We start from the raw sequence: 23,869 nt of genomic DNA, 5'->3' as shown, positions 1-23,869 counted from the left end.
AACATTAAGCTAATAAATTATCTTTCTTACTTATCTTTAATAAGACCATAACTATACATAATTAATCCAATCCACACTCCAATAAATCCAATCAATTGATTTGAATTAACTGCCTCATTTTGAAGATAGTAGCCCACTAAAAATTGAAGTGTTGGAGTTATTAAAAATAAAATACCAACCGTTGTCATAGGAAGTAGTTTAGCTCCAGCATTAAATAAAGCAAGGGGAACAACTGTTACCGCTCCAGCTAGAAACAATAAAATGTTGGTAGAAATATCTATATTAAAAAAAGATCCATCAAAGTTTGAATAGAACCATATTGAAAAAACTAAGAAAAATGGAAGCAAAATAAGTGTTTCGATGTATAGCCCTGGAACTGCTGAAGAGGACATTGCTTTTCTTGCAATTCCATAAGCTGAGAATGTAAACCCAACCAAAAATCCAAGCCATGGGAATGAATCCCCGCTAAAAACATAAAATAATGCTCCAACTGTTGCAAAGAGAACGGCTAATTGTTTTAATTTTGAAATCCGCTCATGAAAGAAAAAATACCCGCCAATCATGTTTAGAACAGGTGAAAGAAAATAACCCATAGAAGCTTCAACGACTCGGCCTAAATTAACTGCAAGAATATAGCCTCCCCAATTAATAGTAATGAGAATCGCGGTTATCAATAAAAATAATAACTCTTTCCTTGAGGATAAAGACTCCTTAAAGTTGAGCCTCCATGAAGGTTTAGAATAAACCAGAAAAAACAATACAGGGACGGACCATAACATTCTGTGTAGCAAAACTTCTGAGGGGTTAACATGATTAAGAAGTGCCCAGTATATTGGGAAGCATCCCCACATAAGGTAGCCTGAAAGAGCAAGCAGAATGCCTTTATTCATAAAGCTTAAGCCTTTGAAAAAGACTTTATTGTAGTCTAAAAAACTGTCAGATTATTATTTAATGCTTATAGTAATCTTTTTCGAAGCTGGTATGACTAAGCGTATCGTTTTCTGACGTTTTTTCATTAATCTCATTCAAATTCTCATTTATCCTGAACAAGATAACGACCATCTCGCAAGCAACTCTTGAGGCTAATGACCCCCCAACAACCCAAACTAAACCCCTCCAAAAATCTCCCTCAAGAAAAATATCGCCCAAACCTTTTGTAATAAAGGCGAATAAGAGTATCCAATAAAATAAAGTAATGAGTTTAGGTGTCACCATTTCATCAAGATAGAACATGTAATGGTTATCTAGCTTTTCCAATGTAATTCTAAAAGCTTTTTTAATACTTTCTATAATTTCGTTATTATTCATTTGCTTTATCCTCAAATCCGCCTTCTACCAACATTATAGTATCAATGAAAATAAAATTCTAAATTACTGATTTATTTTTTAAGCAGCTAAAAAAAAGCCCATCATAAGATGGGCTTTTACATAACTCAAAATAAATTAGTTATGGACTTCTACTGTTGTAAATGCACCAGCAATAACTTCTTGCTCTGCATATGAACCGTTTGGAGTTCCGACAGCATCCAATTCAACACCAGTAGCACCAACATAATCAACTGGAAGGCCGCCTGAAATCATTTTCAAACATTCGCCTAGTTTTCCAGCATGGCACTTATTTCCAGGTGCATTTGCTACATTCATAACTTCTGCCTGAATTGCGGCTCTATCAGTTGAACCCGCAGCTTGTGCAGCAAGAATAATGAGAGCCATGGCATCATAAGATTCACCAGAGTAAACTCCTTTACCATCTACTCCACCTGCAGTAGCAACCACTTCCCAAGCAGCTTGAAGCTCTGCGCTCGGCGAAGGCTTAGCACCCCATGATCCGTCTGCAACAGCACCTGCTGTTACTTCACTGATCATACCATCACCAAAAATATAATCAGTAAATGCACCAGTATCTTCTGAAGCAGCAATAATTCCTCTACCACCAGTATCTGCATAGCCTAAAACTGCCAATGTAGCTGAGCCACCTGCAGACAATGCAGCAACATCAGCTGAGTAATCAGCTTTGTCATCTTCATGCGCAGAGAAAACAGTAACTGTTCCACCCATTTCTTCATAAGCAGCAACAAAAGCATCTGCTAGAGCCTTTCCATAGTCACTGTTTGAGTGAGTTACAGCCATATCAGTTTGGCCCCTTGCCATTGCAACTTTTGCAAGCATTGGACCTTGTTTAGTGTCAGGTGCAGCTGTTCTAAAGAAAAAACCTCCGTCGTCTAAAGCATCAATAGCAGGCGATGTAGCTGATGGTGAAATTGAGACAATACCATTAGGTACAATAACCCCTTCAATTACAGCAATTGTATTACCTGAGCAGTTAGGGCCCATAATAGCCATTACGTTGTCCTCATTGACCATTTTCTCAGCTTGTGCAATTGCTACCGCTGCATCTATACATACTGAATCACCTTGAACTACGTTGATTGTTCCTTGAAGGAAACTACCTGAAGCATTTGCTTCAGTCACTGCCAAGTTTGCTCCACCTGACATTGCACCAATCATTGATTCAAGTGGACCCGTAAAACCTTGAAGCTCACCTACAGTCACACTTTTAGCAGCGTGAGATGAAGTTGCCATCATTGCTAAAAGAGCAACACCAGCAATACTTTTTATATTTTTCATTTTATCTCCTAATTTAAAAACAGAATTCCCCCTTGCCTAGCAACCTTACTTGGCAAATTTCCAATGGGAATTTGGGTAATGATAAACAATTTTATATGTGTTGTGTAAATTAAATATAAAAAAAGCGCTGAAAAACCTAGTGCAATATCGCCTTTAGACTCAATTTAACAAATTATAGTTCCTTATTTTTTTCTGGCAGGATACCACCAGGAGAAAATCTCATTATAACGAGCATAATACTTCCCATAAATACTAATCTTAGGTAATGAACTCTATCTTCAATAAACTCCAATGATGAACTTCCCTCTTGCATATTACTTCCAATCATTTCGACAATCCAAAGACCTATAGGTCCTGACTGTATCCACATAAACCAAATAATAAATGCGCCCAATACAGAGCCTAGGTTATTTCCAGAACCTCCAACGATAACCATTACCCAGATTAGGAAGGTAAATCTAAGAGGTTGATATGAAGTAGGTATAAATATACCGTCATAAGTTACTAAAAGAGCTCCAGCTATTCCAACAATTGCTGAGCCCAGAACAAATATTTGAAGATGTTGACGCTTTATATTTTTGCCCATTGCAGATGCTGCTACCTCATTATCCCTAATAGCTCTGACTTTTCTTCCCCATGGAGAATTAAGTGCTAGATTTGAAAGTACAATCAGTGCAATCAAAATAGCTAAAAAGATACTTGAATAGCAGAGCTTAACAAATACTACTGAAGCTGGCTTCATAAGCTCAGCAAGCTGAGTAAGCCTCTCAGATTGAGATAATAGCTCAAGGTCCGCTCTATTAAACCAGGTAACAATGCCCCTTAACCATTCAGAGTTTTGCATATCAATCTCATAAGGTGCTGGCCTTGGCAGGCCAGCTACATTCTTAACACCCCTTACAAACCAGTCTTCATTTTTAACTACATATATAATGATTTCAGATATACCAAGGGTTGCAATAGCGAGGTAATCAGATCTCAAGCTTAAAGTAATTTTACCTATCCACCATGCTGCTCCAGCTGCGGCTAAACCACCTACAATCCAGGACAGCCATACTGGAAGCCCAAAACCTCCCATATAGCCTTCAAGACCTGGATTTATGTCTTCAATAAGACTAGATGCCTCAGAGAATAAATTTCTGGCAATAATATAGCCTACAATTACAACAGCACCTGTAATCCACTTATTTACACCTTTTCTATTGAGTATAACTCCTATTAATATGGTTGCTATACCAGTAATTAAAGCAAAAAACATTTTGAGACCACCCACGTCAACTGCTTCTGCAACAGGCTGCTGAGATATAAGAACCACGCTAACCCCTCCCAATGCTGCAAATCCCATTATTCCAACATTAAAAAGGCCTGCATAACCCCACTGAATATTCACACCTAAGGCCATAATTGCAGATATTAAAGACAAGTTTATAATTCCAAGCACTAAGGTCCATGATTGATTAAAACCTACAAATAAAAGAATGAGGCCCATCAAAGAAAAACTTATAACAGACTTATAAGAATCCCAAATATTATTAATACTATTCATCAACTATCACCTTACCTTTAAATAAACCTGTAGGTTTAATTAAAAGAACTATTACCAAAATAACAAATGAAATTGCATATTTATACTCCGTTCCGATCAGTTGAACTAAAGAATTAGGATGCAAAGATAATGGCAATAGATACATTAGAAATTTTTTGTAGGCATAAGTAAGCAATACCTCAGAAAATGAAACTAAAAAAGCCCCTGCAATGGCTCCTACTGGAGAGCCAATTCCACCAACAATAACTGAGGCAAATATAGGCAACAACAGTAAATGATATTGCTGAGGAGCAAACCCCTTATCTAGCCCATAAAGAGTTCCAGCAATTGTTGTCAAGACGGCAACAAGTAGCCAGGTTATTTGAACCATTTTATCTGGATTAATACCTGATAAAAGTGCCAGCTCCTTATTATCAGAGTATGCACGCATAGCTTTTCCAGTTTTAGTTTTTTGAAGAAAGTAAAAAACAAATGCAACTAGCAATATTGCTATGGTTATGGTTAAAAATTGAGATGTTTTAAGAGCAATACCTTGTTGCATTCCTGTAAAGGCTTTAAATTCTCTGACAGAAAAAATAAACCTCTCACCATCAGCAAACTTTTGTGCTTTTGCGGTCAATATAAATCTTACAATCCCTCCAGTGATAAACATCACACCAATGGATGCCATAACTATTGTAATTGACTTAGCTTTTATCTTTCGATAATGCTGATAAACCAACCTATCCATTGCTATTAGATAGGCAAACATCCCTATAACAGCGAATGGAATAACTAATAGCGCTGTAGGAATTCCAGAAATGATCCAACCTTTGCTGATCAAATAAGAGCTCAATAAAATAACAATCATTGTTCCAAAGGACATGCTATCAGCTTGAGCAAAATTAGAGAACCTGAGAACTGAATACACTAGAGTAACAGCTAATGCGCCTAAAGCTAATTGAGAACCATAAGATAGCGCTGGAAGAATGACAAAGTTCGTCATCAAAGCAAGGGCATTCAAAATATCAACTGAGTCAGACACTTACCCTCCTAAAAATTTCTTACGAACTTCATTGTCATTAATAAGGGCTTTTCCAGTTCCGGTGTGTTCATTGCGTCCTGATACTAATACAAAACCTTTATCAGCAATATTGAGTGCCTGTTGAGCATTTTGCTCAACCATTAAGACTGCCATACCTGCATTTTTAACGTCAAGTATGTTAGAAAAAATCTCATCCATTACGATGGGCGATACTCCCGCAGTTGGCTCATCTAGAAGCATGACCGAAGGCTTAGTCATCATGGCCCTGCCAAAAGCAACTTGTTGTCTTTGGCCACCAGATAATTGTTCAGCCAGTTGCTTACGCTTTTCGAAGAGAATAGGGAAAAGCTCATAGACGTCATTGATAGTATTACTAATATCATCTTTCCTAATAAAACCTCCCATTTGGAGATTTTCTTCGACTGTCATTGATGGAAAAACATTTTTTGTTTGTGGGACAAATGCCAATCCTTGACTAATTCTATCCTGAGTAGAAAGTATAGAAATATCATTGCCATCTAAGGTGACAGAGCCTGAAGTTGCTTCAAGCATTCCTAAAAGAACTCTCATTACAGTTGATTTACCAGCCCCATTTGGGCCAACTATAACTGCAAGCTCACCCTTTTCTACTTCAACAGAGCACTCATGAAGAATTGGAACAACGCCATATGAGGCAACTAGATTTTTACCTTCAAGATACGCCATTAGTTAGCTACCTCAGTTTTGATACCTTTACCCAGATAGGCTTCAATTACTGCATCACTACTCTTTATTTCTTCTGGAGTTCCAGTCGTTAAAATTTGACCTTCTGCAAGAACCACTACTGGGTCACAAAGCCTAGAAATAAAATCCATATCGTGCTCAATCATGCAAAACGTATACCCTCTCTCTTCATTAAGCCTTATGATTGCATCTCCAATTTGTTTTAAAAGCGTCCTGTTAACTCCCGCACCAACTTCATCAAGAAGAACAACTTTAGCATCAACCATCATGGTGCGAGCTAGCTCCAATAATTTTTTCTGCCCACCTGACAGGTTCCCTGCTCTCTCATTTTTGAGATGGCTTATGCTCAAAAAATCTACAACTTCTTCTGCTTTGGCTTGAAGTGCTTTTTCTTCCTCATGGATCTGCTTTCTTTTTAACCAGGTATTTATAAGATTCTCGCCAAGCTGATCAGCTGGAACCATCATTAAGTTTTCAAGGACACTGAGTGTTGGGAACTCGTGTGCAATTTGAAATGTTCTCAGTAAGCCTTTATGGAATAACTGGTGGGAGGTAAGCTCTGTCACATCCTCACCGTCCAATATAATTTCACCCTCGGTAGGCTGATAGAGCCCGGCAATCAGGTTAAACATTGTCGTTTTGCCAGCACCATTAGGACCAACTAAACCCGTTATTGAACCTCTATCAATATGCAAATCAACACCATCTACAGCCTTGATTCCGCCAAAGTGCTTGGATAAGTTTTTTACTGTAATCATGAGTCTTAAGACTTTAAGTTGCCTTTATCTCCTTGAGGTCTATATGATTTTATAAAAGTGCCAAATTATCCTTGAAAATAAATCCATTGGGAGACTTTAAGGCAAAACCTTATTGAATGGCTTTACGACAACACTTGAATAAACACCTGCATTGACATAAGGGTCAGCCTCGGCCCACTCTCTAGCCTGCTTCAGGTCATCAAATTTAGCAACAATTAAAGATCCAGAAAAACCCGCTTCACCCGGGTCTGAGACATCAATCGATGGATGAGGGCCTGCCAAAATAAGTCGCCCTTGGTCTTGAAGCTTATTAAGCCTTGCAATATGATCAGGCCTAGCTCCCTTTCTCTTTTCTAAACTATTTTCAACATCTTGTGAAATAATGGCATAGAGCATAACATCTCCCTACAATTCTAATACATCTTGCATTGAATAAAGACCACTTGGCTTATCAGATAACCAATTCGCTGCTCTCACTGCGCCATTTGCATAAATCATTCGTGAAGATGCTTTGTGAGTAATTTCAACCCTTTCTCCGTCCATAAAAAAGGCTACAGTGTGTTCTCCAACTACGTCGCCACCTCTAATCGATGAGAACCCGATTGTATTTTGATCTCGAGGCTCCTCAATACCCTCGCGACCATAGATTGCACATTCTGCGAGATCTCTCCCAAGTGCATTAGCAATTACCTCTCCCATTTTAAGCGCAGTCCCAGAAGGAGAATCAACCTTATAGCGGTGATGAGCTTCAATAATTTCAATACTTGAATCGGATCCAATAACTTTTGCGGAGGTCTCCAAAATTTTAAGGGTTAAGTTCACACCAACGCTCATATTGGGCGCAAAAACAATCGGAATCTCTTTTGAAGCTTGCCCAATGAGTTCAAGCTCAGAATCAGTAAAGCCAGTCGTGCCAATAACCATTGCTTTCCCCGCATCCTTGCAGACTGCTAATGCATTCAGAGAGGCCTCTGGCCTAGAAAAATCAATCAGAACCTCGAAATTACTTATTGAGTCAATTAAGTTATCACCTTTATCAAAACCAGCACCAAAATCTGATTGCGAGCTGGAATTGATTGCCTCAATGAGTGCTTGTCCCATCTTACCTTTTGATCCGTTGATCGCAATCCTAGTCATTAATCGAGTCCTCTAATAAATTATTTTTTTTGGTCACTGCATCAATCTCTTTGAGAGTCTCTAAAAGAGTAAACATTAAGTTAATAGGCATAGAGTTTTGACCGTCACTTTTTGCCTGATCTGGATTTGGATGAGTCTCCATAAAGACTCCAGAAACTCCAGAGGCCACAGCTGCCCTCGCTAGAACAGGAACCATCTCTCTTTGTCCGCCAGATGTTGTGCCCATACCTCCAGGCTGCTGAACAGAATGAGTTGCATCAAAAATTATGGGACAATTGGTTGACCTCATACTGGACAGTCCTCTCATATCTGAAACCAGAGTGTTGTAACCAAATGAAGTGCCTCTATCGCAAATCATAATTTTCTCATTACCAGTAGATTTAGCCTTCTCAACAACATTTTCCATATCCCATGGCGCCTGGAATTGACCTTTTTTGATATTCACAGGCAATCCTTGGCTACAAACATTTTGAATAAAATTGGTTTGTCTTACTAGAAATGCTGGCGTTTGAAGAACATCAACTACTGAACTCACTTCACCTAAGGGCGTGTCTTCATGAACATCAGTTAAAACTGCAACACCAACTTCTGATTTAACTTTTTCAAGAATCCGAAGACCTTTTTCTATCCCCAAGCCACGAAAACTCTCTGCACTGGTTCTATTCGCCTTATCAAAAGATGACTTATATATAAAGTTGATATCTAACTCTTCACAAACTTTCTTAAGATAACTCGAACTCTCCATTGCTAAGGCCTCTGATTCAATAACGCACGGCCCAGCAATCAAAAAAAATGGGTGTTCAATCCCTGCTTGAAAATCTAGTAAATTCATGAACTTTGCTCAATACATAAATATATACGTAAATTATATTCGTTTAAAATAGGCATAGTTACAAAATCCTTAGAAGCATGGCACAAAAAACACCTGACATTCTTAAAAAAATTGTTTCTAGAAAGCACGAAGAAATTACAGATTCAATAACTAGGGTCCCGCTTGAAAGAATGATTGAATTGTCTTCTAATGCTGATAAAGCTCGAGGGTTCTATATGGCTTTGCACAATAAAGTCCAAAAACAAGAGAGCGGCGTTATTGCTGAAATTAAGAAAGCCTCTCCAAGCAAAGGCGTTCTCAGAGAAGACTTTGATCCCGTTGCAATAGCAAAGAGCTATGAGTCGGGAGGGGCAAGCTGCCTTTCCATTCTAACTGATCGAGATTTTTTTCAGGGAGATCCTTTATACTTAATTAAAGCAAGAGCAGCGGTAAAGATTCCAGTCATTCGAAAAGACTTTATTATTCATCCCTATCAGGTCTATGAATCTAGAGCCATTGGCGCAGACTGTATATTATTAATTGCATCTTGTCTTGATGATGAGGAATTGAAAGATTTAAGTGATTTAGCTACTTCACTTGGAATGGATACGCTGGTTGAAGTGCATGACCGAGACGAGCTTAACCGAGCCTTGAAACTAGACTTACCACTGCTTGGTATAAACAATAGAAACCTTCGTAATTTTGAGGTCACTCTTCAAACGACCATTGACTTACTCTCAGAAATTGGCGATGATAAGTTAGTAATTACAGAGTCAGGCATCAAAACCAAACAAGATATCGAACTGATGCATCAAAACAATGTGTTTGGTTTTTTGATTGGTGAGACCTTTATGAGGGATGTTGATCCTGGTCTTAAACTTAAGGAGTTTTTTAAATGAATATATCTGTAAATTGGGTTGATGGAATGCTCATGGTTGGCAAGTCTCACAGCGGGCACAGTATTACCATGGATGGCCCACCAGAAATTGGAGGAGACAATCTTGGGGTCAGGCCAATGGAAATGCTTTTACTGGGTGTTGCTGGTTGCACCATGATTGATGTTGTCACTACTCTAAAAAAAATGCGTCAAGACCTTACAAATTGTGAAACTAAATTGAGCGCTGAGAGAGCAGAAGAGCATCCAAAAGTCTTTACCGATATTCATATTCAATTCATTGTAAAAGGACAAGATTTAGATCCAAAAAAAGTTGAAAAAGCAATTACACTGTCAGCTGAAAAATACTGCTCAGCATCAATAATGTTAGGGGAAACAGCCTCCATTACTCATGATTTTGAAATTGTAGAATAATATTTGTCAAAAGACCTGTTTCTAAAAACTCGTTCAATATAATTGCAGTATAATATGCCTTCTTCGGAGAGGTGGCCGAGTGGCTGAAGGCGCTCCCCTGCTAAGGGAGTATAGGCTTTAACTCCTATCGAGGGTTCGAATCCCTCTCTCTCCGCCATCATTTTTTTTCCCAAACAACTTCTAATCTTCATCTAACATTCACGCCATTTTTTTATAATGTTGTCATGAAAATTACAAAAGCATTGCACTGGTTTCGTCAAGACCTTAGATTAACAGATAATCCAGCCCTTTACGAAGCCTCTAAACATGATGAAGTATTACCTGTGTTCATTCTGGATGACTTAAATTCTGGTGAACATTCTATAGGTGATGCTAGCCGATTTTGGCTTCATCATTCTTTGAATGATCTTGGTAATAACCTAAATCAAAATTTATCTCTATATGAAGGCGATCCACTTCAAACATTATTAGATATTATTACTAGATTTGAAATTGATGCTGTTTATTGGAATCGTTGTTATGAGCCATGGCGCATTAAACGAGACACTCTAATTAAGGCTGAACTTGAATCCAAGGGGATTTTAGTTAAAACATTTAATGGGTCTTTACTTTGGGAGCCATGGACAATAAAGAAAGACGATGGTACGCCTTATAAAGTTTTTACTCCTTTCTATCGCAAGGGATGTCTTAAATCAGAAGAGCCCAGAGAGCCTCTTCCTAAAGCAAATACTTCAAAATATTTTAGTGACAAAGATAGTTCTTTAGATCTCAATGATTTATCGCTCTTGCCAGAAATTAGATGGGATATTTCAATGCAATCGTTTTGGGATATTGGTGAGGATGGAGCTTTTAAAAAATTATCTAAATTTATTGAAAATGGCATTGAGCAATACAAAGAGGGTAGAAATTTTCCTGCAAAGCCATTTGTATCCAGAATTTCTCCTCACATACATTTCGGTGAGCTGTCCCCAAATCAGGCATGGTTTTTAGCTAAGGAAAAAGGCAGTGATAAGAACATTGATCACTTTTTAAGTGAGTTAGGATGGAGAGAATTTTCCTATTGCCAGCTTTACTTTAATCCTGACCTTGCAACAAAAAACCTCCAAACAAAGTTTGATCAATTTCCATGGGAGCATAGTTCAAAAAATTTATCAGCCTGGCAAAAAGGTCAAACTGGTATACCGATGGTTGATGCGGGAATGAGAGAGCTATGGTTGACTGGCTCAATGCACAACCGAGTTAGAATGGTTGTGGGCTCATTTTTAGTCAAAAATCTTTTGTTAGATTGGCGTCATGGTGAGCGCTGGTTTTGGGACTGCTTAGTTGACGCTGATCTTGCGAGTAACAGCGCAAGCTGGCAATGGGTGGCGGGCTGTGGGGCAGACGCTGCACCCTATTTCAGAATCTTTAATCCAGTAACTCAGGGAGAAAAGTTTGACCCTGATGGACAATACATTAAAGAATTTATTCCTGAATTGAAAGATCTACCTAATAAATACCTTTATAGCCCATGGGAGGCCCCAAAAGAAATTTTAGATAATGCAAATATTACCCTAGGTAAAGACTATCCATTTCCAATTGTAAACCTTAAAGCCTCAAGAGAAAAAGCATTAGATGCATTTAAATCATTAAAAAAAGAAGAGGTTTAGATTCTATTTCTATCTTTACTTCGTGCCAAAAATCTTATCTCCAGCATCTCCCAATCCAGGCAATATATAGCCGTGGTCATTAAGTGAATCATCAATTGCTGCAATAAATAGATCTACATCTGGATGTAATTTCGTAACCCTCTCAAGACCTTCGGGTGATGCAACCAAAAACAAACCGATAATTTTTTTACAGCCTTTTTGCTTCAAGAGATCAATTGTTGCCAGGAGAGTTCCACCAGTAGCAAGCATAGGATCAATAATTAATGCAGTTCTTTGATCAATATCGGTAATCACTTTGTCAAAATAAGCAACCGGATCTAACGTTTCCTCATCTCTGTATAGACCTACTACACTCACTTTAGCATTGGGGACAAGGGTTAAAACTCCATCAAGCATCCCAAGACCGGCACGCAAAATAGGAACAACTGAAAGTTTTTTACCACTGAGCATTTGAGTATTAATTGGCTCCCCTTGCCAACCATTGACTTCTCTGTTTTCCAGAGGTAAGTCTCTTGTGGCTTCATAAGTAAGAAGACTTGCAACCTCATTAGCAAGCTCACGAAATTGTTTTGTACTAATGCCTTGCTGCCTAAGAAGGGCAATCTTGTGAGCTATTAATGGATGATTTATTGCATTGAGAGGCATCGTGAGTCCTAAAAGTTAATCTTAATTTATTTTGATTTTACATGTTTATACAAAATGTAATATTATTCTAAAACTCTTAGGAAGATAATAAGTAAGATATAAATTTTAAATAAAGTCTTTTTGAAATGAAATTTGGAATTTTAGGTGAAGCAAAAATCGCAAGGGAGCATGTCGTTCCTGCAATAATTAATGCTGGACATGAAGTCACTCACGTCGGAAGAAGAAAGCCAGGGCAATCTGCCCTACCCGCAATCTATGGTGATGCCATAGAGACTGATTATGATAGCCTTATCAATGATCCATCCATTGAGGCAATCTATAACCCCCTCCCCAATCATCTTCATGTCCCCTACTCAATTGAAGCACTTAAAAATAATAAACACGTCTTATGTGAAAAGCCCGTTGCACTCAACCTAAAAGAATTAGAGCATCTTGAGAAGGTGGCCAATGAGAGCAAAGCATTTTTCTATGAAGCCTTTATGGTCAGAAGTCATCCACAATGGCAATGGCTTCAAAATCTTAATATTGGTAAATACCAGTCATCTCACTTTATTTTCAGCTACCCTAAACAGCCTGAGGGCAATGTTCGAAATCTCATTAGATATGGAGGCGGCCCGTTATTTGATATTGGTTGTTATGCCATCTTATCGGGCTGTATGATCTTCAAGGGAGAGCCTAAAGTTCTCTCAGCAGTTGCCACAATGTGTGATCAATACGAGACCGAAAAACAGGTTGATGCAACCCTTAGATGGCCGGACGGGGAAACACTCAGCTTTACCGTTTCGGCTGATGCGGCTCTTTGTCAATCATTCACTGTTCTGGGTTCTGATGGATGGGCAGAATTAAATGTTCCAGTCAACCCCCCAGAAAAAACATCTGCCAATTGGTCTGCTGGAGGACTTCATGAAGGAAACTATGTTGAATTTCCAACATGTAATCAGTATCAGCTTATGGTTGAGGAATTTGTGAAGCGTTCAGAGTCTGGAGATAAATCAGACTTCATCTTTTCAAAAATTGTAACTAAAGCAATTAATGAAATTCAAAAAATTGCTGGCTTAACAATTTAATAAATTCATCTAGAATTGAAAAGATTGCGAATCAATATTTCATTATTGATTCCGGCACATGGTATCTTATAACGCTATGAAAACTGACACTCCATTTGTTATTGCTGGACGAACTTTTAACTCAAGACTTCTAGTTGGCTCAGGTAAATATAAAGATCTTAACGAAACAAAATTGGCAACAGAAAATTCTGGCTCTGAAATCATTACTGTGGCCATTCGAAGGACAAATATTGGGCAAAACGTGAATGAAGAAAGCCTTCTAGATGTCATCTCACCAGAAAAATACACGATTCTTCCCAATACTGCAGGTTGCTATAATGCAAAAGATGCAGTAAGAACTTGCCTTCTTGCAAGAGAGTTATTGGATGGTCATAATCTAGTAAAGCTGGAGGTTCTTGGAGATGAAAAGACACTTTATCCCAACATTGTTGAAACTCTTGATGCAGCAAAAACACTAATCAAAGAAAACTTTGATGTCATGGTCTATACCTCTGATGACCCTATTGTTGCAAAGGAGCTTGAAGAAATTGGGTGTTGTGCAATCATGCCTCTAGGCTCTCTCATTGGCTCTGGTCAAGGTATATCCAACCCCTTTAACATTAAATTAATAAAAGAGAGCTCTAACGTGCCCGTTCTTGTAGATGCTGGCGTTGGCTGTGCAAGCGACGCTGCCAGAGCAATGGAGCTTGGGTGCGACGGCGTTCTAATGAACTCAGCTATTGCTAATGCAAATGATCCTGTATTAATGGCAAGCGCAATGAAACATGCCATTATTGCTGGAAGAGAGTCATACCTTGCTGGCAGAATGATGAAAAAAGCCTTTGCTAGTGCAACCTCTCCATTGGAAAATCTTATCTAATTACAATCTCCACTCATGAATTTTTCAAACAAAATAAGTGATCTTGAAAAAAATCACCTATTGCGTTCTAGAAGAATTGCAAATAGTGCCCAAGGCACAAAAATGAAAATTGATAACAAAGATATTATTAATTTTTGCTCAAATGATTACTTGTCTCTTGCGAATCATCCAAAGATCAAGGAGGCCCTAGTTCAAGGTGTTGAGAAGTATGGAGCTGGATCAGGTGCATCGCATTTAGTTAGTGGTCATTCTGAGTCTCACAACCTACTTGAAGAGTCTTTAGCAGAGTTCACAGGGCAGGAGAGTGCCCTGTTATTTTCATCAGGCTATAGTGCTAATCTTGGAATATTTTCTGCTCTTAGGGATGAGATAGAATGGTCAGTTCAAGACAAATTAAATCACGCTTCACTGATTGATGGATGCCGTTTAGTTGGCCTTCCAATTCAAAGGTACCATCATAATAATCTTGAGTCTCTTGCTAACAAAATAAAAAAACAGTCTGGCCCCGGACTTGTTGTTACTGACAATGTCTTTAGTATGGATGGAGATCGAGCGAATATTCAAGGAATTGCTAAGATTATTGACAAATCTAATACTACTCTTATGCAGGATGATGCACACGGCTTTGGTATCTTTGATCCAATTATTCCAAAGCACTCTATCTATATGGCAACTCTTGGAAAGGCTGCAGGCGTTATGGGGGCTTTTGTTTCTGGAGACAAGGACTTCATAGAGTTTCTGATTCAAAAATCAAGGCCTTACACTTATACTACTGCACTGCCAGCTAGCCTATGTCATGCTCTCCAAAAAAGTCTTGAATTGATAAGCCAAGGAGAACAACAAGAGAAATTAATTAATAATATCCAGCATTTTAGGTCTATGGCTGGACAACTTGGACTGAGTTTTGAAGAATCAAATAGTGCAATTCAGCCACTCATAATAGGCTCTAGCTCGAAGGCTTTATTAATTAGTGATGTCTTATTTAAGGAAGGGTTTTTTGTGAGCGCAATTCGCCCCCCCACGGTCCCCCCTAATTCGGCAAGACTTCGTTTTACTGTTGCGGCTAATCATACACTTAAACAAATAGACGCTCTACTTGAAAAGGTCAATGATGCTATGGCATAGAACAATTGGCAAAGGTCAGAACTTAGTTTTATTGCATGGGTGGGCTTTTAACAGCGATATTTTTATTGAGTTAGTAGATAAATATAAGAATGATTACTGTATTACAGTAATCGATTTACCGGGTCATGGAAGAAGTCCAGATGTTGAGGGTGACATTGAAGATTGGTGCAATGAAATCATCAGGTTTATTCCTGAAAAGTCTATTCTCTTAGGATGGTCACTGGGCGGGTTACTCTCTATTTTTATAGCTCATCAAGTTAAAATTAAAGAACTGATTTTAGTTGCTGCAAGTCCATGCCTTGTGAACAATGATAACTGGGATTTTGGAATAAGGCGTGAAGTATTTGATCAATTTGCTGAGAATCTCAAAGTTGATAGTACTAAGGCACTCAAGCGTTTCGTGAGTCTGCAAAGTAAAAATAAATCTCAAATCCAAGAACTACATCACTCTATTCAAAAATATCCAGCCTCTCATAGCGCTTTAAATGATGGTATAGAAATAATTACGCAGTCCGACTTAAGGGCAGAATTTAGAGATATCAATATTCCAAAGAAATGCATTTTAGGAAAACTTGATACACTTGTCCCAGCAAAAATTCAACATTGGTATTCTGATGCTGAGACCAAAACTCAAGTCCTAAAATCTGGACACCTCCCATTTTTAGAAAATAGCTTTCATATCTAATTTTGATTGAGTCACAGCTCTGTATCAGCTCTAATAGATATAAGGATTTTGGTATAATTTAAGTAAATTATTTCACCAATAAAAAAATGAGTGCATTAGTCGGAGTCATTATGGGTTCCAAATCTGATTGGCCCACAATGAAAAATGCCACGGAAATACTGGAAGAGTTAGGTGTCTCCTATGAAGTTAAAGTAGTTTCCGCTCATAGAACTCCTGATTTAATGTTTGAATATGCTGAAACAGCAGAGGCAAGAGGCCTAAAAGTCATTATTGCAGGTGCTGGAGGTTCTGCTCATTTGCCGGGAATGGTTGCCTCAAAAACCGTTGTCCCAGTCTTAGGGGTTCCAGTTCAATCTAAAGCTTTAAGTGGCCAAGATTCTTTATTATCAATCGTTCAAATGCCTGGAGGTATTCCAGTTGGGACTCTTGCTATTGGAAACTCTGGGGCAAAAAATGCTGGCATTCTGGCAGCTCAGATTATAGGAAACCATGATCAGACTGTAAGAGAAAGAGTATGCAAGTTTAGATCAGATCAAACTCAAAACGTTTTAAATAATCCAAACCCAGAAAATTAGAGTATGAAAATTGGTGTTCTTGGTGCTGGTCAATTAGGAAGAATGCTCGCACTATCTGCCTACCCTCTTGGTCATAAAATGAGATTTTTAGCATTAACTGAAGAGGACCCGTCATCCCTACTTGGCAAGACTTTCATTCATGACAATAATCCAGATGTAATCAATAAATTTTCTGATGACTCTGATGTTGTAACTTATGAAAGTGAAAATACAGATCTCACTATTGTCAATGAAATAGCTAAAACTACAAAGATTTATCCTGGAGACTTGTCTCTTCATTTAACTCAACACAGAGGAAGAGAAAAAACTTTGCTGCAAAAATTAAATATTCCTTGTGCACCATTTGCATTGGTAAATAACTTTTCAGATTTAAGTCAAGCTATCAAAAATATCGGCCTTCCTGCTATTTTAAAAACAACAAAAGATGGATATGATGGAAAAGGTCAATTCCTAATTGAAACTGAATCTCAAATGAATGATGCTTGGGAAGCGATGTCTGGGGTTGAGTCTATTCTTGAAGGCTTTATTAACTTCAAAAGAGAATTATCGCTCATTGCAGTTAGAGCAATTGATGGTAATCTAAAATTCTACCCTTTAGTTGAAAACTCTCACCATGAAGGAATCTTAAGACTGACAATGGCTCCAGCACAAGAGATATCTGATTCACTCCAAAAAAAAGCTGAAAGTTATATGAAGCTGCTGATAACTAAAATGAACCATGTTGGCGTTTTAACTCTTGAATTATTTGACTCAGATGATGATTTGATTGTTAATGAGATTGCTCCTAGAGTTCATAATTCTGGGCACTGGACAATTGAAGGGGCACAAACTTCTCAGTTTGAAAATCATATTAGAGCAATTACAAACAGCCCGTTGGGTGATACATCAGTTAAAAGTAAATTCAACGCAATGATTAACATTATCAGTAAGCATGGCCCAACAAACAAGGTTCTTGAAACTAGGAATGCTCACTTACATTTGTATGATAAGAAGGAGCGACAAAATAGAAAATTAGGTCACATAACAATTACTTCTGACTCTTACAAAGAACTTCAGAAATCAATTGCAAATCTTAGTAGCTATCTACCCTAGTCCTCATTGAGATCTAGCTCACTTCCATGCCTCTCTAACTCTTCATGATAAAACTGCTCTGCAAGCTTTTCTTCATACTGATAGGCTGATAATTCACTCACCTCAACTTCTGCTAGAAACTGGCAAACATGGATCATTTCATGGCACATCGTAATGATAAATTTTTTCTGATCTAATGACTCTTCAATCTCGATGAAAAATTTTCCATCGCCCTCATAATCTGTCCAAGCCAGAGCGTCTTGAACCTTATGGATAGTGAGGTCTATAGTAGGAAGGTTGTTCTTATTAAATAAACCATTACAGCAAAAATTAAACAATTGTCGCGAGAGCTCTATTTGTTCCTTATTGCCACCATGAATGTAAATCATAGATTAATGATGTATCTATTTAAAAATGCTTTTCTAGATAATTAATTATATCGTCAGACTCATAAAGCCAACTCACTTCTCCAGCATAATCAATTCTGAGGCATGGAACTTGTACTTTGCCTCCGTTCAATTCGAGCTCTTTTCTAAAATCACCTTGCTGAGCATTACGAGTCTCTAGTTTTAAATTTAATCGTTTAATTGCTCTTCGAGTTTTGATACAAAAAGGACAAGCATAGAATTCATAAAGCTTAAGTGACTCAGTTTGATTATCAACCTGTAATTGTTTTTCAGAGCTCCTTTGAACAACTCTTGGCTTAATCAACCAGTCTAAGAAAATTAAAATTCTTCCAGAACCCTCTCTAAGGAGCTTTAAGATTAATCTCATAGACTTTGCTTGTAAGCAATCAAAGTATTTTCAAGCAAAGTAGCTATAGTCATTGGGCCAACTCCTCCAGGAACTGGTGTTATTGCTCCAGCTGTATCTTTAATAGCATCATAATCAACATCTCCAACAAGCGAACCATCCTCTAAACGATTGATTCCTACATCGATCACGACTGCTCCTTCCTTAACCCAATCACCTTTAACCATCTTTGGAATGCCAACGCCAACAACGAGGATGTCAGCCTCTCTTACTTTGCCTGGGAGATCCTTTGTTTTGCTATTACAAATGGTGACAGTACCTCTAGCATTTAACAGCTCCATCGCCATGGGTCTTCCAACAATATTGGAAGCACCAATGACCACACAATTCATGCCTTCAATCTGACAATCAATTGACTCTAACATTGTCATTACACCTTTAGGTGTACAGGGTCTCAAATGAGACTTATTTTGCATTAACTTGCCAATGTTCTCACTATGAAAACCATCAACATCTTTTAGTGGAGAAATATGTTCAATGACTTTGTTTGCATCGATATGTTTGGGCAACGGAAGTTGCACAAGAATACCATCAATCTGTGGATTATTATTCAATCGCTCCACCTCTTCAAGTAACTGCTCTTCAGTTATGTTTTCGGACTTAATAATCTTGTCAGAAAAAAAACCAGCTTGTTTGCAAGCAAGCTCTTTATTTCGAACATAAACAGCTGATGCTGGATCTTCACCAACCAAAATAACAGCAAGGCCTGGTGGACGCTCAAAAGTACTTACCTCTTCAGCAATTTTTGAACGAAGATTTTTTGCAATTTCTTTACCGTCAATAATATTCATTATTTAAATTCCTTTTTTACTTTTTTTAAATCACTCTCTGTATCCACACCTATTCCAGTTTCAGCTGTAGAAATCTCAACATGTATATCAAACCCGTTTGCTAAAAAAGTAAGCTGCTCTAATTTTTCAGCAATCTCGAGGCTAGATACTTTCATCTTAGAATGCCCTTTTAAGAAATCTGCTTTATAGGCATACAAACCAACATGCCTAAAGCAAAGATCTAAATCTATCTCACTGCTAGATCTAAATGCTGGAACAGGAGATCTTGAGAAATATAAAGCTTTTCCGCGCGAATTATATACAACTTTGACGCAGTTCTCGTCAAAGTATTCCTCTTGCGAATTAATTTTTTCACACAAAGTTGCCACACTCATACCTGAAGTAGCTAGGTTTGAAGCCACTTGATTCAACGCTTCAGGAGCCATCATTGGCTCATCACCCTGCAAATTTACAATGATTTGATGATCCTTAAAGCTCAAGTCAGAAACGACTTGAGACAAACGAGATGTGCCTGAAGTATGCTTCAGACTGGTCATACATACCTCGGCACCAAAGTCTAGTGCAACTTGCCTTATTTTCTCATCATCTGTTGCAATGATCACTCGTGCAGCATTGCTCTTGATTGCATTTGAGTATGTGTGCTCAATAAGAGTTTTCCCATTAATGTCCTTTAATAGTTTTGCCGGTAATCGACTTGAAGCGTATCTGGCAGGAATAATAATGGTAAAGTCCATTATTTTGAGGATTCTATTTTTCTGGCTTCTTCAACGAGAAGAATTGGAATGCCATCAATAATTGGATAGGCTAATTGACTTTTCTCACAAATTAACTCTTCACCAACTAGCTCTAAAGGCGCCTTACTAAGGGGGCATACGAGCATTTGTAATAAATCATTATCAATCACAACTTTGACTCCAACTGATGATAAAACTCAGGTTCTATTTTTGCGTTTACATCCAAGTGCCACATCGCACTAGATTCAAACTGAGAACATTTTACACAATCCTTAGAAGTCATTAGGATTGGATATTCATTATCAAAACTCAAATCTTCTTTCTTAAACTGGTAATGATCTGGAAATGGTTTGGCTATGATGTCAATTCCAAGATCTTCAAGAATTGAAAAGAAATTATTAGGCTTCCCTATTCCAGCAACTGCGTAACATCGCCTCCCCCTAAAAAATTCAAGATCTTTCTTTTCACCTGTAATTAAGTTTAAAAAGCCCTTGTACTCTAATTGACTAGAAATTTCTCCATCCAAAGATGAGCCATTATTGATTATAAAATCGACAGAATTAAGTCTATTTTTTGAGTCTCTTAATGGGCCGGAAGGTAGAAATAAGCCATTACCTAACCTGCTCTTTCCATCAATAACCGCAACTTCAATATCACACCCCATAGAATAGTGCTGAAGGCCATCATCACTAATAATAATGTCTAGTTGATATTGTTGACTCAAATACTCAACCGCTTTGATTCTTTTTTTTGATACTGCAACTACAGCATGAGTTTTCTGCTTAATTAATAAAGGTTCATCACCACACTCCATTGGATTACTTGCGGGCAAAACTTCTAAAACCTCTTTAGAATAATTACCACCATAACCTCTAGAAACCACCCCTACCTTTTTATTTCTTGATTCAAAATAATTTACAATTGAAATCACAATTGGAGTTTTACCGGTTCCTCCAGCGGTTATATTACCAACCACAACTACTGGTACATTGGACTTTTTAACATTCAGAATACTGGACTTATATAGCCAAAAGTGTATTCTAGAAACGGTATAAAAAACTAAAGATAAAGGAAGAAGTAAAAAGTTGATAATGCCAAACTTGCTATGGTTTATAGAACTTAGATTGCCTAACATTTTGATGACTTTAATTACTTTAAAAACATTTATTATGACAAAATATTCTGACCATGAGTGTTGAATTTCAGATTTCCAACCAATATTTAAGATCAAACCGAAAAAAAGGTTTTGTTTCTTTCATTTCAGGCGTCTCAATGATTGGTCTCATTTTGGCTGTAATGTCCTTAATTACAGTCATGTCTGTGATGAACGGCTTTCATGAAGAACTAACAAACAGAGTTCTCAATACCATTTCTCACTCATATATAACTGGGTCAGATGATACGATTGAAAGTTGGGATGATATTCAAATAAAAATTAATTCTAATGATCGCGTTATCGCCTCCTCACCTTATGTTGAAGACTTTGCTTTAATGACCTCAAAGAGCGCAACTCAAGGAGTTAGCGTTCGAGGAATCATTATTGACCAGGAATCTTTAACTTCTGTCCTCTTAGATGATATTAAATATGGATCGCTGAGCCTTGAGGAAAACCAATCCTCTGCAATAATTGGTGTGGGATTGGCAACTCTGATGGGTACTGGAGTGGGTGACGAAATAACTCTTATTGCACCAGCGAGAAATGCACTGGGCATTCTAGTTCCTCAATCTCAAAGCTTTATTATTAGTGGTATTTTTAATGCTGGACTGAACGACTATAACAATGGATTAGCTTTTATTCACCTTTTTGATGCTCAGGATTTATTTACTCTTGGCAATAAAGTTTCTGGAATTCGACTCAAGGTTGATGATCTATTTAAAGCGAATCAAATAACAAACGAAGTTGTAGGATCTTTAGGTGATGGCTATTACGGCGTGGATTGGATGCAACAACAAAAGCATTTTATCAGGGCATTAAATCTTGAAAAACAGATGATTGCTATTATCCTCTCATTAATAATTGCGGTAGCTGCCTTCAATATTGTCTCTATGATGGTGATGGTAGTCACGGATAAAAAATCTGATATTGCAATTCTTAGAACCCTAGGGATGACACCAAAAAGAATCGTTAAAATTTTTTATTATCAAGGGATCAGTATTGGCTTAATTGGAATAAGCATAGGCACTATTCTTGGATTACTTTTAGCAGTTAACATCGAGTCAGTCATTTCTGGAATTGAGAGCATTATTGGATTTCAATTTTTTCCTAAGGATGTCTTTTATATCAATCGTTTTCCATCAAAGATTATGCCAAGTGATGTCATTAGTATTGTGATAGGTTCTTTTGTTTTAGTCATTATTGCAGCCATATATCCAGCAAAACGTGCAGGTAGAATTAATATTTCTGAGGTATTGAGACATGAGTGATATTATCGAGTGTCGGTCCTTATGTTTTAATTATGGTGATGGAGATTCTAAGACATCTGTACTTAATAATTTAAACTTTAAAGTTGAAACTAATGAAAAAATAGCGATCGTAGGTCAGTCAGGCTGCGGTAAATCCACTCTCCTTAATTTAATGGCTGGTCTTGATACACCATCAGAAGGCGAAGTACTCATAAATAACATTAACATCTCTAATCTAAAAGAACGCCAAAGAACAGAACTTAGAGCAAAAAATCTTGGCTTTGTTTATCAATTTCATCACTTGCTTAAAGATTTTTCAGCAATCTACAATACCGCTCTCCCTCTTCTTATTAATGATGTTGATAAAAATGAAGCACTAAAAAAAGCTGAAAATATCTTAAAAAAAGTTGGATTAGAAAATCGTATCACCCATAAACCCTCTGAACTTTCTGGTGGTGAGAGACAGAGAGTTGCTATTGCAAGAGCAATGATTACAGAGCCTGCCTGTCTTTTAGCTGATGAACCTACTGGTAATTTAGATGAAAAAAATGCTCGAGATGTATTGGATTTGATTATCGAACTTAATAACAATCAAAATACAGCGCTTTTGATAGTTACCCATGACCTTTCTATAGCCAATAAGATGTCAAGACGATTCGATTTAACTGATGGCAGCCTTAATGAAAGATAAAGTAATTCTTGTCATAATCGATGGACTAAAGTATCAGACTGCAATTGAACAGTGTGGTTATTTAGAAGCACTTGTGGAGTCAAAAAAGGCACGAAGAATGAAAATGATTGCAGTTTTGCCTACCTTATCTGCACCAATCTATGAAACGCTTCATACAGGACTTGAACCTTTGGAGCATGGCATAACTTCTAACGACAATCTTCGTAAATCTAAATTTAAAAATATCTTCGCAATTGCTAAGGCTAGCGGATTAGTAACAGCTGCTGCCGCGCACTCCTTTTTTTCCACTTTGTATAATGAAGATCCTTATATTCCGATTAGAGATCAAGAGGTTAATGATCCTGATCAAGCTATACAGCATGGACGTTTTTATTCAGAGAATGGTTATTCAGCATTTAATATTGCATTACCATCAGATCATGATTTAATGAATCAAGCGAGTATGTTGGTTAGTCGATATGAGCCCCACTATCTAATGATTCATTCTTGCAGTTGTGATTCTATTGGTCACAAATTTGGAGGAAACTCACTCGAATACGCAAAGCAAGCATGGCAAGTGAACGATCAATTAGCTCAACATATTCCTTTTTGGATCGAGAAAGGATACCGAATTTTAATTACATCAGATCATGGATTTACGGACTCTGGTAATCATGGTGGTAGCAGTGAAATTGAAAGATGGACGCCTTTTTATGACATTGGTCATCCAATACCAGGTGTAGGGAGCAAAGAAGTCTCTCAACTTTCGGTAGCTCCCAGTATTTTGTCAATACTGGGGCTCAGTATCCCTAAAAAAATGAATGCACCGCTGATTGATAAATAAAG

The 23,869-nt window shown here is 37.6% G+C and carries 29 protein-coding genes and 1 tRNA gene; 13 read left to right on the top strand and 17 right to left on the bottom strand.

All coding sequences use genetic code 11. From position 1 onward, the window contains the following. Positions 1-26 precede the first annotated feature (26 nt). The 10 genes from rarD to kdsA all read right to left on the bottom strand — a co-directional run bounded on the left by rarD (position 27) and on the right by kdsA (position 8,648). Complete coding sequence (rarD, locus tag ACMAZA_RS02360) at positions 27-890, bottom strand: EamA family transporter RarD (RefSeq protein ID WP_435189688.1); 864 nt, start codon at positions 888-890, stop codon at positions 27-29. 58 nt (positions 891-948) lie between these two features. Continuing rightward, positions 949-1,308: a DUF4282 domain-containing protein gene (locus ACMAZA_RS02355; protein WP_435189686.1), complete on the bottom strand. Its 360-nt coding sequence runs from the start codon at positions 1,306-1,308 to the stop codon at positions 949-951. 135 nt (positions 1,309-1,443) lie between these two features. Beyond that, on the bottom strand, positions 1,444-2,628 hold the full coding sequence (locus ACMAZA_RS02350; RefSeq protein WP_435189684.1) for an ABC transporter substrate-binding protein: 1,185 nt from the start codon (positions 2,626-2,628) through the stop codon (positions 1,444-1,446). Positions 2,629-2,800: 172 nt separating this feature from the next. Next, positions 2,801-4,174, bottom strand: a complete 1,374-nt coding sequence (locus tag ACMAZA_RS02345) for a branched-chain amino acid ABC transporter permease (RefSeq protein ID WP_435189682.1) — start codon at positions 4,172-4,174, stop codon at positions 2,801-2,803. Further along, positions 4,167-5,198, bottom strand: a complete 1,032-nt coding sequence (locus ACMAZA_RS02340; protein WP_435189681.1) for a branched-chain amino acid ABC transporter permease — start codon at positions 5,196-5,198, stop codon at positions 4,167-4,169. The genes ACMAZA_RS02345 and ACMAZA_RS02340 overlap by 8 nt, the downstream gene beginning before the upstream one ends. Next, a complete protein-coding gene (locus ACMAZA_RS02335; RefSeq protein WP_435189680.1) occupies positions 5,199-5,903 on the bottom strand; it encodes an ABC transporter ATP-binding protein in 705 nt (234 codons plus the stop codon). Next, positions 5,903-6,679, bottom strand: coding sequence for an ABC transporter ATP-binding protein (locus tag ACMAZA_RS02330; protein ID WP_435189678.1), 777 nt, complete (start codon positions 6,677-6,679; stop codon positions 5,903-5,905). Before ACMAZA_RS02330 ends, ACMAZA_RS02335 begins: the two co-directional genes overlap by 1 nt. 96 nt (positions 6,680-6,775) lie before the next feature. Further along, positions 6,776-7,075 (bottom strand): YciI family protein, encoded by a 300-nt coding sequence (locus ACMAZA_RS02325; protein WP_435189676.1) that lies wholly within the window; start codon positions 7,073-7,075, stop codon positions 6,776-6,778. 9 nt (positions 7,076-7,084) lie between these two features. Next, positions 7,085-7,816, bottom strand: a complete 732-nt coding sequence (gene dapB / locus ACMAZA_RS02320) for a 4-hydroxy-tetrahydrodipicolinate reductase (RefSeq protein ID WP_435189675.1) — start codon at positions 7,814-7,816, stop codon at positions 7,085-7,087. Further along, the gene (gene kdsA / locus ACMAZA_RS02315) at positions 7,809-8,648 is read right to left on the bottom strand and encodes a 3-deoxy-8-phosphooctulonate synthase (RefSeq protein WP_435189674.1); all 840 of its coding nucleotides are present in this window, start codon (positions 8,646-8,648) and stop codon (positions 7,809-7,811) included. Before kdsA ends, dapB begins: the two co-directional genes overlap by 8 nt. A gap of 77 nt (positions 8,649-8,725) precedes the next feature. Here kdsA and trpC point away from each other — a divergent pair, with 77 nt between their 5' ends. The 4 genes from trpC to ACMAZA_RS02295 all read left to right on the top strand — a co-directional run bounded on the left by trpC (position 8,726) and on the right by ACMAZA_RS02295 (position 11,585). Continuing rightward, positions 8,726-9,526: an indole-3-glycerol phosphate synthase TrpC gene (gene trpC / locus ACMAZA_RS02310; RefSeq protein ID WP_435189672.1), complete on the top strand. Its 801-nt coding sequence runs from the start codon at positions 8,726-8,728 to the stop codon at positions 9,524-9,526. Further along, the gene (locus tag ACMAZA_RS02305) at positions 9,523-9,936 is read left to right on the top strand and encodes an OsmC family protein (protein WP_435189670.1); all 414 of its coding nucleotides are present in this window, start codon (positions 9,523-9,525) and stop codon (positions 9,934-9,936) included. Before trpC ends, ACMAZA_RS02305 begins: the two co-directional genes overlap by 4 nt. A gap of 65 nt (positions 9,937-10,001) precedes the next feature. Beyond that, positions 10,002-10,093 (top strand) — tRNA-Ser (locus ACMAZA_RS02300). 67 nt (positions 10,094-10,160) lie between these two features. Then, positions 10,161-11,585 carry a cryptochrome/photolyase family protein gene (locus tag ACMAZA_RS02295; protein WP_435189668.1) on the top strand — a complete coding sequence of 475 codons (1,425 nt, stop codon included), beginning with the start codon at positions 10,161-10,163 and terminating at the stop codon, positions 11,583-11,585. Between the two features lie 15 nt (positions 11,586-11,600). On the opposite strand, the gene upp is transcribed toward ACMAZA_RS02295, so the two are convergent. Next, entirely contained in the window at positions 11,601-12,230 is a 630-nt protein-coding gene (upp, locus tag ACMAZA_RS02290; RefSeq protein WP_435189667.1) for a uracil phosphoribosyltransferase, read from the bottom strand. Between the two features lie 125 nt (positions 12,231-12,355). On the opposite strand from upp, the gene ACMAZA_RS02285 reads away from it, so the two are divergent. The 6 genes from ACMAZA_RS02285 (at position 12,356) to ACMAZA_RS02260 (ending at position 17,633) form a co-directional block, all read left to right on the top strand. Then, positions 12,356-13,297 carry a Gfo/Idh/MocA family protein gene (locus ACMAZA_RS02285; RefSeq protein WP_435189665.1) on the top strand — a complete coding sequence of 314 codons (942 nt, stop codon included), beginning with the start codon at positions 12,356-12,358 and terminating at the stop codon, positions 13,295-13,297. Positions 13,298-13,373: 76 nt separating this feature from the next. Then, complete coding sequence (locus ACMAZA_RS02280) at positions 13,374-14,156, top strand: thiazole synthase (RefSeq protein ID WP_435189663.1); 783 nt, start codon at positions 13,374-13,376, stop codon at positions 14,154-14,156. 15 nt (positions 14,157-14,171) lie between these two features. Further along, positions 14,172-15,281, top strand: a complete 1,110-nt coding sequence (locus ACMAZA_RS02275) for an aminotransferase class I/II-fold pyridoxal phosphate-dependent enzyme (RefSeq protein ID WP_435189661.1) — start codon at positions 14,172-14,174, stop codon at positions 15,279-15,281. Beyond that, entirely contained in the window at positions 15,265-15,966 is a 702-nt protein-coding gene (locus tag ACMAZA_RS02270; protein ID WP_435189659.1) for an alpha/beta fold hydrolase, read from the top strand. The genes ACMAZA_RS02275 and ACMAZA_RS02270 overlap by 17 nt, the downstream gene beginning before the upstream one ends. 86 nt (positions 15,967-16,052) lie before the next feature. Then, positions 16,053-16,541, top strand: a complete 489-nt coding sequence (purE, locus tag ACMAZA_RS02265; protein ID WP_435189657.1) for a 5-(carboxyamino)imidazole ribonucleotide mutase — start codon at positions 16,053-16,055, stop codon at positions 16,539-16,541. A gap of 3 nt (positions 16,542-16,544) precedes the next feature. Further along, the gene (locus ACMAZA_RS02260; RefSeq protein WP_435189655.1) at positions 16,545-17,633 is read left to right on the top strand and encodes a 5-(carboxyamino)imidazole ribonucleotide synthase; all 1,089 of its coding nucleotides are present in this window, start codon (positions 16,545-16,547) and stop codon (positions 17,631-17,633) included. On the opposite strand, the gene ACMAZA_RS02255 is transcribed toward ACMAZA_RS02260, so the two are convergent. The 6 genes from ACMAZA_RS02255 to lpxK are packed head-to-tail and all read right to left on the bottom strand — an operon-like array spanning position 17,630 to position 21,085. After that, positions 17,630-18,001 carry a hypothetical protein gene (locus tag ACMAZA_RS02255; RefSeq protein ID WP_435189653.1) on the bottom strand — a complete coding sequence of 124 codons (372 nt, stop codon included), beginning with the start codon at positions 17,999-18,001 and terminating at the stop codon, positions 17,630-17,632. The genes ACMAZA_RS02260 and ACMAZA_RS02255 overlap by 4 nt on opposite strands. A 19-nt stretch (positions 18,002-18,020) precedes the next feature. Further along, positions 18,021-18,386 (bottom strand): glutathione S-transferase N-terminal domain-containing protein, encoded by a 366-nt coding sequence (locus tag ACMAZA_RS02250; RefSeq protein WP_435189651.1) that lies wholly within the window; start codon positions 18,384-18,386, stop codon positions 18,021-18,023. Continuing rightward, the gene (gene folD, locus ACMAZA_RS02245) at positions 18,383-19,216 is read right to left on the bottom strand and encodes a bifunctional methylenetetrahydrofolate dehydrogenase/methenyltetrahydrofolate cyclohydrolase FolD (RefSeq protein WP_435189649.1); all 834 of its coding nucleotides are present in this window, start codon (positions 19,214-19,216) and stop codon (positions 18,383-18,385) included. The genes ACMAZA_RS02250 and folD overlap by 4 nt, the downstream gene beginning before the upstream one ends. Next, positions 19,216-19,950 carry a 3-deoxy-manno-octulosonate cytidylyltransferase gene (gene kdsB, locus ACMAZA_RS02240; protein WP_435189647.1) on the bottom strand — a complete coding sequence of 245 codons (735 nt, stop codon included), beginning with the start codon at positions 19,948-19,950 and terminating at the stop codon, positions 19,216-19,218. Before kdsB ends, folD begins: the two co-directional genes overlap by 1 nt. Beyond that, the gene (locus ACMAZA_RS02235; RefSeq protein WP_435189645.1) at positions 19,950-20,120 is read right to left on the bottom strand and encodes a Trm112 family protein; all 171 of its coding nucleotides are present in this window, start codon (positions 20,118-20,120) and stop codon (positions 19,950-19,952) included. Before ACMAZA_RS02235 ends, kdsB begins: the two co-directional genes overlap by 1 nt. Then, complete coding sequence (gene lpxK, locus ACMAZA_RS02230; RefSeq protein ID WP_435189643.1) at positions 20,117-21,085, bottom strand: tetraacyldisaccharide 4'-kinase; 969 nt, start codon at positions 21,083-21,085, stop codon at positions 20,117-20,119. Before lpxK ends, ACMAZA_RS02235 begins: the two co-directional genes overlap by 4 nt. Positions 21,086-21,138: 53 nt before the next feature. On the opposite strand from lpxK, the gene ACMAZA_RS02225 reads away from it, so the two are divergent. Genes ACMAZA_RS02225 through ACMAZA_RS02215 form a run of 3 tightly spaced genes read left to right on the top strand, consistent with a single transcriptional unit; the run spans position 21,139 to position 23,867 of the window. Then, complete coding sequence (locus ACMAZA_RS02225) at positions 21,139-22,374, top strand: lipoprotein-releasing ABC transporter permease subunit (protein WP_435189641.1); 1,236 nt, start codon at positions 21,139-21,141, stop codon at positions 22,372-22,374. Then, entirely contained in the window at positions 22,367-23,044 is a 678-nt protein-coding gene (locus ACMAZA_RS02220) for an ABC transporter ATP-binding protein (RefSeq protein WP_435189639.1), read from the top strand. The genes ACMAZA_RS02225 and ACMAZA_RS02220 overlap by 8 nt, the downstream gene beginning before the upstream one ends. Next, positions 23,034-23,867 (top strand): alkaline phosphatase family protein, encoded by an 834-nt coding sequence (locus tag ACMAZA_RS02215; RefSeq protein WP_435189637.1) that lies wholly within the window; start codon positions 23,034-23,036, stop codon positions 23,865-23,867. Before ACMAZA_RS02220 ends, ACMAZA_RS02215 begins: the two co-directional genes overlap by 11 nt. Positions 23,868-23,869: the final 2 nt, after the last annotated feature.

It is taken from the genome of Pseudothioglobus sp. nBUS_23, assembly GCF_051201565.1.
Classification (GTDB): domain Bacteria; phylum Pseudomonadota; class Gammaproteobacteria; order PS1; family Pseudothioglobaceae; genus Pseudothioglobus.
The sequence above is the reverse complement of the archived record's forward strand: the minus strand, read 5'-3'. Positions and strand labels throughout refer to the sequence as shown.